This window comes from Mailhella sp., from assembly GCF_057866825.1.
In genome coordinates this window covers 1-17,012 of sequence record NZ_DBMAHT010000043.1, presented here as the reverse complement: position 1 = coordinate 17,012, position 17,012 = coordinate 1, and the positions used below count along the sequence as shown (strand labels likewise).

At 61.8% G+C, this 17,012-nt stretch carries 16 protein-coding genes; 11 read left to right on the top strand and 5 right to left on the bottom strand.

Features of this window, described 5'->3' with window-relative positions:
* From ACZM96_RS05905 to ACZM96_RS05865, 9 genes are all read left to right on the top strand, one after another.
* Window positions 1-365, top strand: a 365-nt coding sequence (locus ACZM96_RS05905; protein WP_489487905.1) for a hypothetical protein, incomplete at its 5' end; no start/stop codon positions are given.
* A 412-nt stretch (window positions 366-777) separates the two neighbouring features.
* The gene (locus tag ACZM96_RS05900; RefSeq protein ID WP_489487904.1) at window positions 778-1,464 is read left to right on the top strand and encodes a cytochrome c3 family protein; all 687 of its coding nucleotides are present in this window, start codon (window positions 778-780) and stop codon (window positions 1,462-1,464) included.
* Between the two features lie 15 nt (window positions 1,465-1,479).
* Window positions 1,480-2,721, top strand: coding sequence for a 4Fe-4S dicluster domain-containing protein (locus ACZM96_RS05895; protein WP_489487903.1), 1,242 nt, complete (start codon window positions 1,480-1,482; stop codon window positions 2,719-2,721).
* A 42-nt stretch (window positions 2,722-2,763) separates the two neighbouring features.
* Window positions 2,764-3,765: an RnfABCDGE type electron transport complex subunit D gene (locus ACZM96_RS05890; RefSeq protein WP_489487902.1), complete on the top strand. Its 1,002-nt coding sequence runs from the start codon at window positions 2,764-2,766 to the stop codon at window positions 3,763-3,765.
* Window positions 3,762-4,337 (top strand): RnfABCDGE type electron transport complex subunit G, encoded by a 576-nt coding sequence (rnfG, locus tag ACZM96_RS05885; protein ID WP_489487901.1) that lies wholly within the window; start codon window positions 3,762-3,764, stop codon window positions 4,335-4,337. The genes ACZM96_RS05890 and rnfG overlap by 4 nt, the downstream gene beginning before the upstream one ends.
* A 10-nt stretch (window positions 4,338-4,347) precedes the next feature.
* Window positions 4,348-5,031, top strand: a complete 684-nt coding sequence (rsxE, locus tag ACZM96_RS05880) for an electron transport complex subunit RsxE (protein ID WP_489487900.1) — start codon at window positions 4,348-4,350, stop codon at window positions 5,029-5,031.
* A 65-nt stretch (window positions 5,032-5,096) separates the two neighbouring features.
* A complete protein-coding gene (locus ACZM96_RS05875) occupies window positions 5,097-5,669 on the top strand; it encodes an electron transport complex protein RnfA (RefSeq protein ID WP_346666285.1) in 573 nt (190 codons plus the stop codon).
* Between the two features lie 54 nt (window positions 5,670-5,723).
* On the top strand, window positions 5,724-6,590 hold the full coding sequence (gene rnfB, locus ACZM96_RS05870) for an RnfABCDGE type electron transport complex subunit B (RefSeq protein WP_489487899.1): 867 nt from the start codon (window positions 5,724-5,726) through the stop codon (window positions 6,588-6,590).
* A gap of 35 nt (window positions 6,591-6,625) precedes the next feature.
* Window positions 6,626-7,600: an FAD:protein FMN transferase gene (locus ACZM96_RS05865; protein ID WP_489487898.1), complete on the top strand. Its 975-nt coding sequence runs from the start codon at window positions 6,626-6,628 to the stop codon at window positions 7,598-7,600.
* 167 nt (window positions 7,601-7,767) lie between these two features.
* Here the strand turns inward: ACZM96_RS05865 and ACZM96_RS05860 are convergent, their stop codons facing one another.
* From ACZM96_RS05860 to ACZM96_RS05840, 5 genes are all read right to left on the bottom strand, one after another.
* Entirely contained in the window at window positions 7,768-8,646 is an 879-nt protein-coding gene (locus ACZM96_RS05860) for an ATP-binding cassette domain-containing protein (RefSeq protein ID WP_489487897.1), read from the bottom strand.
* A 2-nt stretch (window positions 8,647-8,648) separates the two neighbouring features.
* Entirely contained in the window at window positions 8,649-9,668 is a 1,020-nt protein-coding gene (locus tag ACZM96_RS05855; protein WP_489487896.1) for an ABC transporter ATP-binding protein, read from the bottom strand.
* A 178-nt stretch (window positions 9,669-9,846) separates the two neighbouring features.
* On the bottom strand, window positions 9,847-11,391 hold the full coding sequence (locus tag ACZM96_RS05850) for an ABC transporter substrate-binding protein (RefSeq protein ID WP_489487895.1): 1,545 nt from the start codon (window positions 11,389-11,391) through the stop codon (window positions 9,847-9,849).
* 19 nt (window positions 11,392-11,410) lie between these two features.
* A complete protein-coding gene (locus tag ACZM96_RS05845) occupies window positions 11,411-12,304 on the bottom strand; it encodes an ABC transporter permease (RefSeq protein WP_489487894.1) in 894 nt (297 codons plus the stop codon).
* A complete protein-coding gene (locus ACZM96_RS05840; protein ID WP_489487893.1) occupies window positions 12,301-13,290 on the bottom strand; it encodes an ABC transporter permease in 990 nt (329 codons plus the stop codon). Before ACZM96_RS05840 ends, ACZM96_RS05845 begins: the two co-directional genes overlap by 4 nt.
* 617 nt (window positions 13,291-13,907) lie before the next feature.
* On the opposite strand from ACZM96_RS05840, the gene cas3 reads away from it, so the two are divergent.
* Both cas3 and ACZM96_RS05830 read left to right on the top strand, forming a co-directional pair.
* Window positions 13,908-16,415 carry a CRISPR-associated helicase Cas3' gene (gene cas3 / locus ACZM96_RS05835; protein ID WP_489487892.1) on the top strand — a complete coding sequence of 836 codons (2,508 nt, stop codon included), beginning with the start codon at window positions 13,908-13,910 and terminating at the stop codon, window positions 16,413-16,415.
* 397 nt (window positions 16,416-16,812) lie between these two features.
* Window positions 16,813-17,012, top strand: a 200-nt coding sequence (locus ACZM96_RS05830) for a type I-E CRISPR-associated protein Cse1/CasA (protein WP_489487891.1), incomplete at its 3' end; no start/stop codon positions are given.

The following is a 17,012-nucleotide window of genomic DNA, read 5'->3' as shown; positions in this document are numbered from 1 at the left end:
GGCCGGGAAGAAACGCCGCTTCCAAACTCCCCTTTTCCGATGAACAGGACGCCGGGCCGCCGGAAGACGCCCTGCCGCGCCGCCATGTTCCCGGCAGTCTCCTGCGGCCTGCGCTCCCCCCCCTGCAACACAGCGCCGATTTCCGGCGGCCAGAGGACGGCACACGTCCCGCCCCTTGTCCGGCAACATGTTCGCGTCTTCTCGAAGGAGCGAAAAACGCCTTTTCCGCTCCTTCGAGAAGACGCTCTTCATGGCGCGGATTTGTCACAAAGCTGATAAGTTTCTCACACGACAACAAAAAAAATTTTTCACATATACGCAAAATGAAAATGATGTCAATTTATTTATTTTTCATAATAATATAAGCATATTATATAAAATATCCGTATCTGCATGTTTTCGTCGCCCCTCAAGAAGCATGCCGTTTCTGCAATATCGGGGCGGAACTCTCCGTAAGGCGACCTTCTTTCACGAAAAAGCAGCGTCTCCCCTTTTCAGGCGATCCGACGGCGCATGTCCATTTCATCCAGAAAAAAAGGATGATACGTCAACGCAGCTTCCTTTTTCCACCAAGTTCCGTTTTGAACGACAAAAGGAAAAACTACAAAAAAATCAGCTGATAAGTAAGCAATAGCATGTGAAAATTATGTTTTTACCCCTTCTCAACCAATGAAACATGTTATATGAAAAAAGCTAAATCAGGGGGAGAAGACATTGCGTAACGTAACATATATCCTGACTGGCGCGCTGCTGATTCTGGCTGTGGGAGGATATCTTATGCCGGAAAAATCCGACCCTCTTCCCAACAGAATCCTCATGGACAACTCGGCCGGCCGCGTGGTCTTCAACCACGGCGCCCACGCCGAAAAACTCGGCATCGACTGTCTGACCTGCCATCACGACGCGCCGACGCCGGAACAGGCCGGAGTGAGCTGCAAGAGCTGCCACGGCCTGGAATTCGACGCATCCTTTAAAGGACACTCCTACACCATGGATCCTTCCACCTGCGCGACCTGTCATCACATGACGCTCTCGCACAAGAAGTGGGGACACTCCAGGCATACGAAGGAATTCAAGCTCGAATGCACGTCGTGCCATCACGGCCCGCAGATAGAGGCCCGGCCTCAGAACTGCGCGAACTGCCATGACCGCAAGACCGACATGGGGCCGATTCTCTCCCTGAAGAACGCCGTGCATACGCGCTGCGCAAGCTGCCATGAGGACGCCTTCAAGAAGGACGACATGTCCTCGTGCGCGACCTGCCACACCGCCACGGCGTCACGCGACCTGCAGATGCAGGGCAGACTCCCCAAGAGCGCGCTTGTTCCCTGCTCCACCTGCCACGAGACCGAACCTTCCCGACTGGTTCCCGGGGTCATGTCGGCCTACCACGGCCTGTGCATCTCCTGCCACGAAAAGCAGGGAGGCCCCGTGGACAACTGTGCGCAATGCCATACGAAATAGAGACGGGGAATAGCCATGAAACAGTTTTTTAGGATGATAAGGGATCCTCGATTCCGCCTTGTCTACAACGAACAGAGACCGTTCGGCGAAGGCCCCGCCCCCAAGAGGATTCGCCTCAACCGCGAAGGCTTCACCATGGTTCCGGGCGTCAAGAAAAAGACGCTCGTGTATCCCGGCATGCTGCTGGCCGAACATCCTTCGCTGGAAAAAGGCGATCTGCACGCTCCCATCTACGGCGTGATCACGGAAGTCAACGCCCGAAGCGTCTTTGTGGACGCCGTGAACCCCGCAGACATGGAACCCGGCACGTTTCCCGAGCCGCCGGCCCCCGTCGATCTTCTCCGCGAGGGCAAGGAAGGCGAGGAACTGGTGCTGACCATCAAAAAGATGGGCGTCAACACGCGTTCTCTGGGCTGCCGGACCAAAACCCTCATCGTGAACGCGCTCAATCCCGAGCCGGGCGTCTGCTGGGCGGAACCCATGCTCGCCCAGCATGCCGACGAAATCCGCACCGGCCTTGAACTGCAGCGCCGCCTGCGCCGCGCCGATGAAATCATCATGGCCGTTCCCACGGGATGCTCCTCGCCCATTTCCGGCGTGAAAACCGTGGAGGTGGATCCCACCTATCCCAACAGCGTGAACGAGCTGCTCATCAAGGAAGTCACCGGCGAGGAAGCCCCGCCGGACGTGGCTGCCGTGGGCCTGCACAACGTGTGGAGCCTCGGCCGCGTGGGTACCACCGGTCTGCCGCTCATGGAAACCGTCATCACCATCGGCACGGCCACGGAATGGGCCAACTACATCGTGAAGAACGGCAGTCTGGTGGGCGAGCTTCTGGAATTTTCGCACATCGTCCTGAAAAGCGGCGACACCATTCTCCGCGGCGGTCCGCTTCGCGGCGAAAGTCTGGACAGACTGGATCGAAGCATCACCAAGGGTGCGTACGGATTCTTCGTGGTGAACGCCGGGGAAGTGCCGCCCATCGAGGGCGACAGCGCCTGCATCAACTGCGGCGCGTGCATTCAGATATGCCCCACCCGCATCGATCCGCGCATGCTCAGCCGCTACGCTGAGTTCGGCAAATACAACATGTCCCGGAAGGAAAACTTCCGGCTCTGCGTCGACTGCGGGCTCTGCGGCTACGTGTGCATCGCGCGTCGGCCCGTGCTTCAGTACATACGCCTTGCCGTCAAAAGGCTCGCGGAAGAGGAACGCCTTGCCAACCTCACGCCCATTGAGCCGGTCAGCAAGGGCTAGCCTATATCCGCGCACGCCGCGAGCACATCAGAGAGAACAGACATGAGCAATTCCAACAACGATATTCTCCTTGCCATCAGCACGCCCCCCTTCTGGCACTGCGGGCGCACCATACGTAAAAACAGCATCCACACGCTCATCGCGCTCGCCCCGGCCGTGGTGCTGAGTCTGATTCAATGGGGCATGCCGGCGGCCCGCGTCATGGCGCTCGCCGTGGTGGTCTCACTCGTCACCGAAGCCGTCTGCCAGACGCTCATGAAGCAGAAGCTCAGCCAGGACAACGGCACCGCCGCCATTACCGGCCTGCTGCTCGCCTTTCTGCTGCCCGTTTCCGCCCCGTGGTGGCTCGTGGTCATTGCCGCGGTGTGCGCCATGGGCATAGGCCGCATGGCCTTCGGCGGCTACGGCGCCAACCAGGTCAACGCCACCCTCGTGGGCTGGGCCCTGGTGTTCGTTTCCTTCCCGCTCTACATGGATCCCACGGCCTCGGTGCTGCACACCTCGCTCATCGATCCCCTGCTCAAGGCCAAGTACTTCGGCGGCGCGGCCGTGGCGGACTTCCCGCTCACCGACCTGCTGCTCGGCCGTCAGCTCGGCGGTCTCGGAGCCGCGCAGTCCGGCGCGCTCTTCATCGGCGGCATGTATCTTGCCCTGCGCGGCGTCATCCGCTGGGAAGTGCCGTTCTCCTTCCTCGTCGGCGTGTTTCTTTCCGCATCCGCGCTGCATCTGGCCGATCCGGCCCTGAGCGCCGGGCCTCTCTTCCACATCTTCAGCGGCTCGACCGTGCTCGCCGCCTTCTTCCTCGCCACGGAAGACTCCTGCTCGCCGCATCGCCGCCTGCCCATGCTGCTCTACGGCCTCACCGGCGGCATTCTCGTGCTGCTCATCAGAACCTTCGGCATCTATACCGACGGCGCGCCCTTTGCCGTCATGCTCATCAACCTGCTTGCGCCCATGTTTGCCCTTATCCGCTCGCACCCCTTCGGCACGAAGCCCGGAAAGGCCGCACGCGCGTTCAGCCGCAAAGGGGGGACCAACGCATGAAAAGCATTGTTCAAATGATACTCGTGCTGTCCATTCTGTGCGGCACGGCCGGATTCTGCCTCTCCTACCTTAAAATGACCACGGCTTCCCGCATCGAAAGCCAGGCGCTCACCTTTGTTCAGGGCCCCGCCATTCTGGACGTGTTCAAGGACGCCGACAATTCTCCCATCAACGACCGCCGCGCCTTCACCCTGAAGGACGGCCGCACCGTCAACGTCTTTCCCAGCATGAAGAAAGGAAAGCTCGTCGGCGTGGCCGTGGAACAGTTCGGCAGCGGCTACGGCGGCGATCTCGGCGTGGTGGTCGGATTCAACATGCAGAACGACACCCTTGCCGGCATAGGCATCACCACCATGAAGGAAACCGCAGGCGTGGGCACCAGAGTCAAGGAACATGCCTTTCTGAAGCAGTTTCCCGGCAAGAGCCTGCCCGTCAAGCTGAGAAGCCAGGGCGGCGACATCGACGCCGTTTCCGGCGCCACGGTTTCGTCCAACGGCGTCATGGGCGCGGTGGACAGCGCCGTGGCCGTCTATCAGGAACTCAAGCCCCTCCTTCTGGAGACGTGGAAATAACGGAGGAACCATGAATCGCTTCATGCAGGAACTGACCAAGGGTCTGTGGAAGGAACTTCCTCCGTTCCGGCTGCTTCTGGGCCTGTGCCCCGTGCTCGCCGTAACCAAGAGCGCTTCCAGCGGCGTGGGCATGGGCATGGCCGTGCTCTTCGTGCTCACCCTCTCCAACATGCTCATCTCCATGGTGCGCAACATCATTCCCTCCAAGGTGCGCATCGCCTGCTTCATCACCATTTCCGCCACGCTCGTGGTGGCCGTGGAACTGCTCATGCAGGCCTACGCCTACCCCCTGTATCTGCAGCTCGGCATCTTCGTGCCGCTCATCGTGGTGAACTGCATCATTCTCGGCCGCGCCGAAGCCTTTGCCGCCAAGAACCCCGTGCATCTCGCCATCGCCGACGGCATCGGCATGGGACTCGGCTTCACCATGTCGCTCACCTTCCTCGGCTCCATCCGGGAAATTCTCGGCGCGGGAACCTGGTTCGGTCACCCCGTCATGTGGGACGGCTTCCAGCCTTTCACCATCATGGTGGAAGCGCCCGGCGCCTTCCTCTGCCTGGGGCTCACCCTCGCCGCCATGAACTACGGCACGCACCGTCAGCTCATGAAGAAGAGCCGCGAAAATTCCGAAGAACTGCCTTCGCCCTGCGGCGGCTGCCGCGCCTGCGCCCTGGGACGCAGCAATAAAGACTGAACCAGCCACGGCCGCCACCGCCCCCGCTGAGGCAGAGCGACCGGCAGACGACAAGGAGAACGCCCATGAGCGTTTTTGAAGTTTTCATTTCCGCCATATTCGTCAACAACATCGTGCTCTCCCAGAACCTGGGCAACTGCCCCTATCTGGGATGCTCCAAAGAAAAAGGCGTGGCCCTCGGCATGGGCACCTCCGTCATTTTCGTCACCGTCATGGCCACGCTGTGCACGTGGCTCGTGCAGAAATATCTGCTGGTTCCCACCCATCTGGAATATCTGCAGACGCTGGTGTTCATTCTCATCATCGCCTCGCTCGTGCAGTTTGTGGAAATGTTCCTCAAAAAGGCCGTTCCGCCGCTGTACGCTTCGCTCGGCATCTTTCTTCCGCTCATCACCACGAACTGCTGCGTGCTCGGCGTGACGCTGCTCGTGCAGAGAGAACAGTACAACCTCGTCGATTCCCTGTTCTACGCCTTTGCCACGGGCGCAGGCTTTCTGCTGGCCCTGCTGCTCATGGCCGGCGTGCGCGAACGTCTGGAAACCTGCCGCGTTCCCAGCGCTCTGGCGGGCACGCCCATCGCGCTCATCATGGCAGGCATCATGTCTCTGTCCTTCATGGCCTTCAAGGGCATGGTGTAGGCGGGGCCGCTCCCGCTTCGACAGCTTTCCATCGTCAGCATAAGGACGTCGCTCATGGTTCTCTACTCCATACTTGCTCTTACCGGACTCGGCTTTGTGGCCGCCGTCCTGCTTTCCGTCGCCTCCCGCGTCTTCGCCGTCCATGAGGATCCCATGGTGGGAAAAGTTACCGACAGTCTGCCCGGCGCCAACTGCGGCGGCTGCGGCTACGCCGGCTGCGAAGGCTATGCCAACGCCGTGGTGCATGATCCTTCCATTCCGCCGAACCTGTGCGTGGTCGGCGGCGCCAAGGTGGCTTCCGCCATCGGCGAGCTCACCGGCAAGCTGACCACCGAAATGGAGCCGCTCGTCGCCTACCGCCGCTGCGACAAGAACGCCGGTCATGTGGCCCGCCGCTTCGACTACAAGGGCATCCCCTCCTGCGCCGCAGCCGCCGCCCTGCATCACGGCTCGGATCAGTGCGGCTTTTCCTGCCTCGGCTTCGGCGACTGCGTCAAGGAATGCCTCACGAGCGCCCTGCATGTGGAAAACTTCATCGTGGAAGTCAACGAGTCCATGTGCATAGGCTGCGGCAAATGCACCAAGATCTGCCCCAGAAACGTGCTTCAGCTCATTCCCAAGCGCGCCCGCGTGGCCATCACCTGCTCCACGCAGGACAAACTCAAGGCCGTCATGGACGTGTGCAAGGTGGGCTGCATTCACTGCTCGAAATGCGTCAAGACCTGCCCGGCCAAGGCCATCGCCATGGTGAACGACCGCATTCAGATCGATCAGAAGCTCTGTCTGGAATACGGCGACTCCTGCGGTCAGGCCTGCGCCAAAGCCTGCCCCCGCGGCATTCTGCGTCTGCACGGCGCAGCCGCGCTCGCCGCTCAGGCCGAAGCCTGTGAAAAGGCCAGAGCTCAGGAAAAAGCCGAATAGTCTTCCCTTCCTTCCGTCGCCTCTGCGAGGTTTTCATGCTCACCCGACGCTTCTTTCTCCGCTGTCTCACCGCTGCCGCCGCAGCCGCTCTGCCCGTTTCCGCGCTCGCCCGAGCCGCGGCCCCTGCTCCCTTCACCGAAACCCGCGTCATGATGGGCACGTTCGTCACCATCAAGACCAGCGGCGTTTCCGAAATGCAGGCGGCCGACGCCGTGGGCAGAGCTTTTGAACGCATGTCGGAGCTCGAAGCGCTGCTCACCCGCTTCGACAGCGCCTCCGCCCTCGGTCAGCTCAACGCTGCCGGACGCCTCAAGGACGCTCCCGCGCCGCTGTGCACGGTGGTGCAGGCGGCCTCGCGCATGCACGCTCTCACGGGCGGAGCCTTCGACCCCACCGTGCTTTCGCTTCTGGAAGTGCTGGAGAGCTCAGCCGCGGGCATCGACGCCAAAGAAGCGGCCGAGGCTTCGGAACTCATCGGCATGACGCACGTTGAGGCGTCGGGCAGCGGCCTCCGCTTCGACCGCAGCGGCATGAAAATGAGCCTCGACGGCATCGCCAAGGGCTACATCGCCGACGAAGGCGCGCGCCTGCTTCGTGAAGCGGGCGTGAGGAACTTCCTTGTCAACGCCGGGGGAGACATCGTGGCTCAGGGCGGCAAAAACGGCGCTCCCTGGCGCGTGGCCGTGGAAAACCCGGAAAAGTATCGCGGCAACACCGCCTATCCGGCCGTCCGCAATCTGACGAATCAGGCCATGGCCACGTCCGGCACCTATGAGAACAGGCTCGACGGGAAAGGCTCGCTCAATCACATTCTGAATCCCGCAAACGGGCTCTGCGCCACGATTCCCGGAGCCTCCGTGGTGGCCGCCTCGGCCATGGAAGCGGACGCCCTCGCCACGGCGCTGTGCGTCATGTCCCGCCCGGTGGCATTCATGGAAGGCGTGCCTCAGGCTTCCTGCCTGATAACCCTGCCGGCAGGCAAGGTGCAGCGCTCCAGCCGCTGGAGCTGACCTGCGCCTGCGGCGTTTGCCTGCGCCCGGCGTTTCGGCAACGTCCGGCGTTTCACCTGCGTCCGGCATCAGAACGAAAACGAGCTGCTCCCGACGTTGCTCGCAACGCCGCGCCGCTCTCCCGCGCTTCTTCAAAACGGCCGCCGGGGCAGGCGTCCGTTTTTTTCTCAGCGCAGCACCCTGTGCCCGGGCGACACTTCTTCAAACGTCGTTCCGAGCTCTTCCTCATGATAGGAAAGAATGGTCCGCGCTCGCTCATAGCGGGGATCAGGCTTCGGCATGGCGGAAAGCAGCACGCGGGTGTAGGCATGGCAGGGATGCGCAAACAGCTCGTCGGCCTCCGCCTCTTCCACAAGACGGCCTGCGCGCATGACGCCCACGCGGTCGCACAAATACCGCACCATGGCCAGATCGTGCGAAATGTACAGGAAGGAAAAGCCCTGCTCCTGCTGAAGCTGCTGAAAAAGCGTCACTATCTGCGCCTGCATGGACACGTCCAGCGAGGCCACGGGCTCATCGGCAATCACAAGTTCCGGATGCACGGCCACGGCCCGGGCTATGGCCACGCGCTGACGCTGACCGCCGGAAAGCTCGGCAGGCTGACGGCACAGCGCCGAGGCGTCCATTCCCACGCGGTGCAAAAGACGTTCCAGCACCTCCCGGCGTTCTTTGCCGCGCGGCAGAAGTCCCCAGATTTCCAGAGGCTCCGCAAGAATTTCCTCCACGCTCATCACCGGATTCAGCGCCGCCGAGGAATCCTGAAAAATCATCTGCATGCCCCGTCGCACCTCGCGCCGATGCCGACGCAGCACGCGGCTATCCGAAATTTTCAGGCCCCGGAACCATATTTCTCCCGAACTGACCGGATAGACTCCCATGATGGTGCGCGCCAGCGTGGACTTGCCGCAGCCCGATTCTCCCACAAGGCCGTAGATCTCTCCCGGACGCAGCGTCAGCGAAAAATGACGCACCGCTTCCACGGTGAGAGTGCGATCCACAACGAAATTCCGGCAGCAGTCGCGAATCTCCAGAAGAGGGGCAGACATGCTCAGAGCTCCTTTCCGCGCACGGGGCACGCCACGCGCGGCGCCCGCGGATCAAGAAGCCAGGTGGCGGCGCTGTGCCCCGCAGACACGGGGAAAAACGGCGGCATTTCTTCGTAGTCGATGTCGAGGGCGTATTCGTTGCGCTCGGCAAAGGCGTCGCCGCGGGGGAGATGCGTCATGTCCGGCGGCATGCCGGGAATGCCGCGAAGGCGCTCGCCCCGCCGCGCCCGGGATGGCAGCGCCTGCAAAAGTCCCCAGGTGTAGGGATGCCGGGGATCATAAAAAATGTCCTCCGCGCTCCCCGTTTCCACAATTTTCCCCGCGTACATGATGGCCACCCTGTCGGCCACGCGCGCCACCACGCTCAAATCGTGCGTGATGAGCACGATGGCCGTGCCCCTGCTCGCGCTGACCTCACGGAGCAGATCAAGAATGTGCGCCTGCACGGTGACGTCGAGCGCCGTGGTCGGCTCGTCGGCAAACAGCACGAGCGGATCCAGAGCCAGCGCCACGGCCAGCACGCAGCGCTGACGCATGCCGCCGGAAAAGCAGTGTGGCTGCAGCTTCATGCGCTGTTCCGGGCGATCTATGCCCACAAGACGCAAAAGTTCCACGGCTCTGCAATCGGCCTCGCTCCCGGACACCCCGCGGCGGCGCAGCGCCTCCGTAATCTGACGCCCCACCGGCATGGCGGGATTCAGCGACGTCATGGGATCCTGAAACATCATGGAAAAGAATTCGCCCCGCAGTCGCTGCATCTGCCGTTCGGAATACGCAGAAATGTCTTCACCCGCCGCAAGAATGCGTCCGCGAAGGCGCGCCCTCTCCGGCAGCAACTTCATGACCGCCCGGCAGAGCACGGACTTGCCGCAGCCCGATTCCCCCACCACGGCCAGAATCTCGCCCGGATGCAGCGCGAGAGAAACGCCCCGCACCGCATGCAGCGTGCCCGACGGCGTGTCGAAATCCACTTCCAGATTCTCTATCTGAAGAACCGGTTCCTTTGCTGTTCCGCTGTTCATCCCCTGACCCGCCCCTGTCATGATCGACCATTCCGCCCCAAAATTCTCTGAACGCAGACGGTTCCGCCGCAAAGAGCCTCTCTCCACGCCCGGAGGCTTCCCGCTCAGACGTTCCCCGAGTCGGCGCAAAAGGATGACCCTCCGCACCGACTCGGGATGTCGCCGTTTTTCTGCCAAATCAAACGCCGGGCTGGCGCTCCAGCGTCCAGTCCTCAATGTTCCACATGACGCCCGCGGCATGATGCCCGAGCACCCGCGAAACGTCCAGTCCGCGCAGACCTTCCACCGTCACGTAGTTGCCGTCTAGATAGGCGATGAACAGATGCCCCGGGTGCTTCGCGTACTCCACTTCAAACGCGCCGTAAATGCTCCTGCGCTTGTCCTGGTCCAGCGTTCCGCGGCCCTCGCGCAGCAGACGGTCCACTTCGGCGTTGGAATAGTGCATGGTGTTGTCGCTCGCGCCGGTCACGAAATCCTTGAACACGGCGTCGGGATCGAATTCGGCGGCAAAACCGGCAAGAAAGCCGTCATATCCGGCAGTCCAGTCAAAGCGCGTGACCAGCGCAATCTTCATGTCCACGCCGGCCTGCCTGAGCTGATGCGACACCACGTTGGCGATGTCCACGCGTTCCTCTTCGTAGTCCCGAACCTGAATGGTGAAGGAAAACTTCTCGCCGTTGCGCTCGTATATGCCGTCGTCGCCCTTCTTCCATCCGAGCTTCTCCATTTCGGCCGCAAACTTTTTCATGTCATGAGGATACATGTCGGCCGCAGGATTGCAGCCGAAGCGGTTCTTCTGAATGGGGCTGAACGCGGGCGAACCATGACCGGCAAGCACGCTCTTCACAATGGCGGGCTTGTCGAGCGCGTAGTTCAGCACGGCGATGGAATCGGCGTTGCGCTGCCAGAACTTGGAACGAAAGTCCATGGAGCAGGAACGATAATCCGCCGTCTGGAAGTCCACGTTGCGGAAGCCTTCCCTGCCGCGGAAACGGTCGGCATAGCGGGCGTTCAGCCACGCCACATCCGCCTCGCCGGACTGCAGCATGAGCGCCTTGGTGCTCTCCACGGCCACGGTCTTGTAAATGACGCGCCGAATGTTCGGCACCTTGCCGTAATAGTTCTCGTTGCGCTCCAGCACGATGTAGCCGCCTGCGGCATCCCAGCTCACGAAGCGGTAGCGCCCCGTGCCCACGGGCGCATAGTTGGCCGGAGCCGTGTTGATGTCCCTCCCGGCAAACAGATGCTTCGGAAGTATGCCGATGGTGAAGTTGTCCGGCATGGCCGCGTTGGGGCGGGAGAGCGTGAACACCACGGTATGCTCGTCGGGAGCCGTGACGGAAGCGATGTCCTCGTAGTTGCTGGTGACGGAGGAAGTCAGCGTCTTGTCTTTGGTAAGCGCCTCGTAGGTGTAGAGCACGTCCTCAGCGGTGAACGGCCTGCCGTCGTGCCAGCGCACGCCCGAGCGAAGCCTGAACGTGTACGTCGTTCCCTCCACGGACATGCTCTCGGCCAGATCCGGCACGGGACGCCCGTGGGCGTCGTACTTCATGAGCCCGGAAAAAATGATGGTGGGCAGCTCCTGATGATTGTTCAGCAGCGGATTGATGGTGCTCTCGTTTTCGCCCGCATACATGAGCGTGTCGTTGTCGAGTTCGGCCGCGCCTGCGGGAACGACCATCAGGCACGCAAGAAAGCATGCGGCAAGCCATTTCAGGTTCATGTTGCCTCCGTGGGGCAGATCAAAGGTTGCTGGGGCCGCGCTCGCGGATCCGGCGGAAGGCCTGACCCAGCACTGTCAAGCACAGCAGTATGACCATGAGAAAAATTCCGGGGAAAACAATGACCCACCAGGTGTTCAGAAGCAGCGCTTTGTCCGCGAGAGCCAGCATGCTGCCGAGCGACACCACGTCCACCGGAAGCCCCAGACCGATGAAGCTGAGGGTGGCTTCCATGATCATGCCCGTGCTGACGCTCGACACAATCATGAACAGCACGGCGGACATCACGTTGGGAATGAGATGCCTGCGCAGAATCCGGAAAAACGACGCGCCCATGCAGCGCGCGGCAAGAAGATAGTCGCTGCCCCGTATCTGCCGCACTTCGCCCCGCACCATGCGGGCCAGGGCGAACCAGCCGGTGACGCCGATGACGAGAGAAAGTTCAAGAATGTCCGGCGTGCCCATGAGCGAAAGCAGAAGTATCTGCGAAAGCAGACGGGGCACGCTCTGACACAGCTCGACCACGCGCATCATGGCGGCGTCCGCCACGTCGGAAGCCATGCCGGACGCGCATCCGTACCCGAGGCCGAGCACGGCAATGACCGCCGTGCTCAGAAGTCCCACGGTCAGCGAGGCGCGGCACCCTCTCCAGATGATGGAATAGATGTCCCGCCCGAGCGAATCCGTGCCGAACCAGAACTCGGCGTCCGGCGCATGATCGACAAAGCCGAGATGAAAAATATCGGGATCATGCCTCGTAAGCTCGTCGGAAAACAGGCAGGCCGTCACGATCAGCGCAAAAAGCAGACCGGCCAGCGCCGTGGACGCGCGGATACGACGCCTCCGGCGGGGGAAAACAACGTCCGCGCTTTCGGCATGATGCGCTCCGACGAGCTGAAAGGACGACGCTTTCATACGCCTCCGCGTTCCGCGCCCTTCATGCGGGAGTCGATGATTTCGTTGACGGCCTGCGCCAGAATGCTGCTCACAATGACCAGAAATCCGGCAAGCATGACCATGAGCATGAGCATGTTGTAGTCGTGATACTTGGCGCTCGACACGGAAAGCAGGCCGATGCCGGGATAGTTGAACACGGTTTCGGCCACATAGGTTCCGCTCAGTACGTGGGGAACGGAAATGGCCATGAGGCTCACAATGCCGGGCAGCACGTTGCGCAGGCAGTGACGCATGAGCACGCGCCGTCTGCCGAGGCCCTTGGAGCGTGCGAGCAGAACATAGTCGCGCCGCACCTCGTCGAGCAGACGGTTGCGTATCATGCAGGCGTAGTACCACACGTGACTGGCCACCATGACCACGAGCGGCAGCACGAGATGCCGCATTCTGTCGGCCACGTCTCCGGCCATGCCGGGGCGGTACGCGCCGCTGCCGGGCAGCCAGTGCAGATTCACGCTGAACACCAGCACCAGCATGGTGCCGAGCCAGAACGCGGGCGTGTAGAAGGCCACGGTTCCCGCCGCGCACAGCGTGCGGTCTATCCAGGAATCCTCATAGCGCACGCAGATGAGCGCCATGCCTATGGCCAGCGCAAACACGAGCGCGTAGGCCGCGCCTCCGAGAATCAGCGTGTTGCCGATGAGCGGCCCGGCCACTTCCAGCGCCGGACGCTTGTACTTGAGCGACATGCCGAAATCGCCCTGCGCCACGCCGGAAAGCCACTTTTCGTACTGCACCCAGAGGGGTGCGTCGAGCCCCAGCCTGTGCCTTGCGGCCTCAAGCTCCCCGGTGCTCATGGACTGCACCGAGTCCCCGTAAAAGGACTGCAGCGGATCTCCCGGAGCCATGCGAGACAGGCAGAACACCAGCACGGAAAGACAGAGCATCATCAGAACAGTCATGACGACGTGCTTGCCCAGCACGCGGGCCACGGCGCTCGCATTCATGAACATTCCCCTCCCGACGGGACAAAACGCGGTGATCGGACAACGCATCCGGCCATACACAACAACGCCGGTCATAAAAACCGGCTCATGATTCCAAAGTGTTATTTTTTGAAAAATCGTGTTACGAATATAGAGGGGCTCCTCTTTCCTGTCAAGGCGACCGCACTTCGCCGGAACTCGCCCCTTTTCCGCGGCGCTCATGCGACGCACGGATCATTATTTTTCATGCTGTTTCAACGTGTTGTGCGAATGTTCACCGTCTCCTGCCGCGGACGGAGTCACGCAGTGCGACAGGCGCACGACCGCTTCCGTCCGTTATTTTTTCGTGCCTGCCGCCGACGGAAAAGCGCCTGCGCCGACCGACGCCCGCCGGAATCTTCGGCGTCCCTCAACGTGCCCCTCGACTTTCACGCGCAAACGCGATCCACGCTGCCGACAACGCGCTTTCCCCCGCCTCGCGCAGACGACGCGTCCGCCCGGGCGTTGTCGTTCCCTCCGACGTCAAAAGATTCTCTCCCCCTTCTCCAACAAAAAAAACGAAGACTCCCGGTCTCACGTTGCCGGAAACGCCTTCTGGAAGTAAAAGAAGACATGACCCGAAACAAGGAAGGTGCGCTATGGAGCAACACTGCGAGAATGACCATCACGCCGCGGCCGCGTTGTCTCCGAGCGACTGTCTGGCCAAAAGCCGCATAAAGGACGGCGTCTGCCTTCCGGGCCGCACGGTGGAGGAGCACTGCCGCATCACGGGAGCCGTGGCGGCGCGTCTTTTCTCCGCGCTTTCGCCCTGCGCGCTCCGTCTTTTCCCCGAGCACAGCGATTTGACGGCAGCAGTGCACGACATCGGAAAAATCTCGCCCTACTTTCAGGCCATGATCCACGAGGCCACGCACGATCTGCCGCGCTATCCGCAGCTTCTGCCCTTTGCCGGGGCGCTCAATCCGCTCGGGCACGCGTCCGTGAGTCAGGCGGCGCTCATGGAAACGTCGCGCGCCGTTGCGGAAATTGCCGGATGGCATCACGGCGCGCCGCCGGAAGCCTGCGCGGCCGACGACGAAATCTGCGGCGGCGAACCGTGGCAGGCCGCGCGCCTGGCGCTTCTCTCCCGCCTGTGCGAAGGCCGCACGCTGCCCGCGAGACTCTCCAAAGAGCAGAAAACCCTGCTCAAGGGCTTCACCGCCGTTGCCGACTGGATAAGTTCCGGCTCAATTTTCGACGATCCCGGCGAAGACTGGCGTCCGTTCGTCGCACAAGCCGTGGACGAGGCGGGGTTTCGCCCCGTGTCCTTTGTGCCGGACCTGAGCTTTGAAAACATTTTCGGCTTTGCGCCCAACGCCGTGCAGAAGGCCATGATGCAGATCGTCTCCGGCCCGGGCGTGTACGCGCTGGAAGCGCCCATGGGCATGGGAAAAACCGAAGCCGCGCTCTTTGCGGCCTATCGCCTGCTGTCCGAAGGCAAGGCGGGCGGCCTGTACTTTGCGCTGCCCACGCGCCTCACGTCCAACCGGATTTTCGAGCGCCTTCTCCCCTTTCTTCGCGCCACTCTCGCCCCGGAAAGTCAGCACGCCGCAACCATGCTCCTGCACGGCGCATCCTGGCTCTACGCCACCCACAACGACACGGGCAAGCTTGCCTCGTCGTGGTTTGAGCAGAGCAAGCGCGGGCTTCTTGCGCCGTTCGGGGCCGGTACGCTGGATCAGGCGCTCATGTCCGTCATCAACGTGCGTCACTCCGCCGTCCGCAGTTTCGGGCTGGCGGGCAAGGTGGTCATTCTCGACGAGGTTCACTCCTACGACGCCTACACCGGCACGCTGCTCGACGCGCTGATCAGGCACCTCGAACATATCGGCTGCACGGTCATTCTGCTCAGCGCCACGCTCACGCGCTCGCGTCTGGCCGACATGATGGGCTACGCCAGAGACGGCAGCGACGCCTATCCGCTCATCACGGCCAGGTGCGCCGACGACGCTTCCGGCCGTGTTCGCGAGCTGACCGTGCCCGAAGAAGACGCTCCGAAAAATCACGCAGTCCATATCCGTCTCGACGCCTCCGACGAAGAAGCCGTGAACGAAGCGCTTCTTCGCGCGGAACAGGGGCAGCAGGTTCTGTGGATAGAAAACAGCGTGGCCGAAGCGCAGAACGCGTTCCGGCTTTTTGCCGCGCGCGCCGCGGGCATGGGCGTGGAAACGGGGCTGCTGCACTCGCGCTTCACGCCCTCGGACAGGGAACGGAACGAACGGCGCTGGACGGAGCTCTACGGCAAGCGTTCGGACGAGCGCTCCCTGTGCGGACGCATTCTTGTGGGCACGCAGGTACTGGAACAGTCGCTCGACATCGACGCGGATTTTCTTGTAACGCGGATTTGCCCTTCGGACATGCTCTTTCAGCGCATGGGGCGTCTTTGGCGGCACGAGCAGGTTCTGCGCCCCGGCGGCGCAAAACGCGAGGCCTGGGCGCTTGCGCCGTCGCTGCGCGAGGCACTCTCCTCTCCCGCCTCGGCGTTCGGGGTGTCCGGCGTGATTTACGCGCCCTACGTGCTTGCCCGCACGCTGGAAGTGTGGAGCGGCAGAACAAGCGTTCTGCTCCCTGCCGACATCCGTCCCATGCTGGAAGCCACCTACGCGGACAGAAATGAAGAGCCCTCGCCCGGCATGAGCGGCGTCAAAAAAGACCTGCTGCGCAAAAAGGAAAGTCTGCGCATGCTGGCGCTCTCCAGTCAGAGCCGCGGACAGCAGCGCCCGGAAGAAGCAGCGGGCACCCGCGCGTCGGAAGAGGAAACCTGCCCTGTGCTTCTCGTGCGCGCGCTGAACGACAAGGAATGCCTGACGGCGGACGAACAGCGACTGTGCCTCGACCGCCTTCCGGAACATCGCCGGGAGGTTTCCGCCGCGCTTTTCGCCAACATCGTGCGCATCCGGCGGAAAAACAATCCGTTCACGCAGCCCGTCAACACCGACAAGCGGCTTCGCCGCCTCTTTTCCTGGCATCTGCCGGTGAAGGAGAACTACGAACCCCTGTATCTGGGCAAGATCCGCCCCGACGATTCCGTGGAAGAAGTTGCCTCCGGGAAGGTCTGCGGCCGCTACACGTCGCGCGCAGGCTGGGAACCCGTCTTGCCAAGCTGAAAATATTCGTATAAAAAATAAACAGATACATTCCCTGGCCTGCCTGTTTTACGCTCTGCGCCGAAACAGTTCTTTCTTCACCGCTCGTGAAGGTGTTTCCAGGAGTTAGGTCAGGAGAATGACTTTCCCCCCTTCGGGGGATGCAGGGAAGAAACTTTTTCTTCCCTGCCCTATTGATTAACAACAGGAGTTAGGTTATATATTTTCTTAACAACCAATATACATGGAGAGCAGGATCGCCGTTCGATGTCTTTGCATCGCGATTCTGCCCCCGGATCCGCGGAAAGCGCCCGCCTTCTGCGGATCCCGCCCGGACTTCCGCCCCTTCCGGCCTCCTTGACAACGGCGGAAGTCCGGGTTCCCGCTCGTCCGTCACATCCATCGACAAGGAGGAAGCGTGACAACAAACCGATTCAATCTCATTGACGAGCCGTGGATTCCCATAGCCGACCGGGGAAACGTCTCCCTGCGTCAGGCGTTCTCGGAACCTCTGCCCCCGTCGCCGGGCGGCTCGCCGCTCATCAAAATAACCATTTTTAAATTCCTGCTGGCCGTGGCGCAGGCCGCCTGCACGCCCGCCGACGATGACGAATGGAT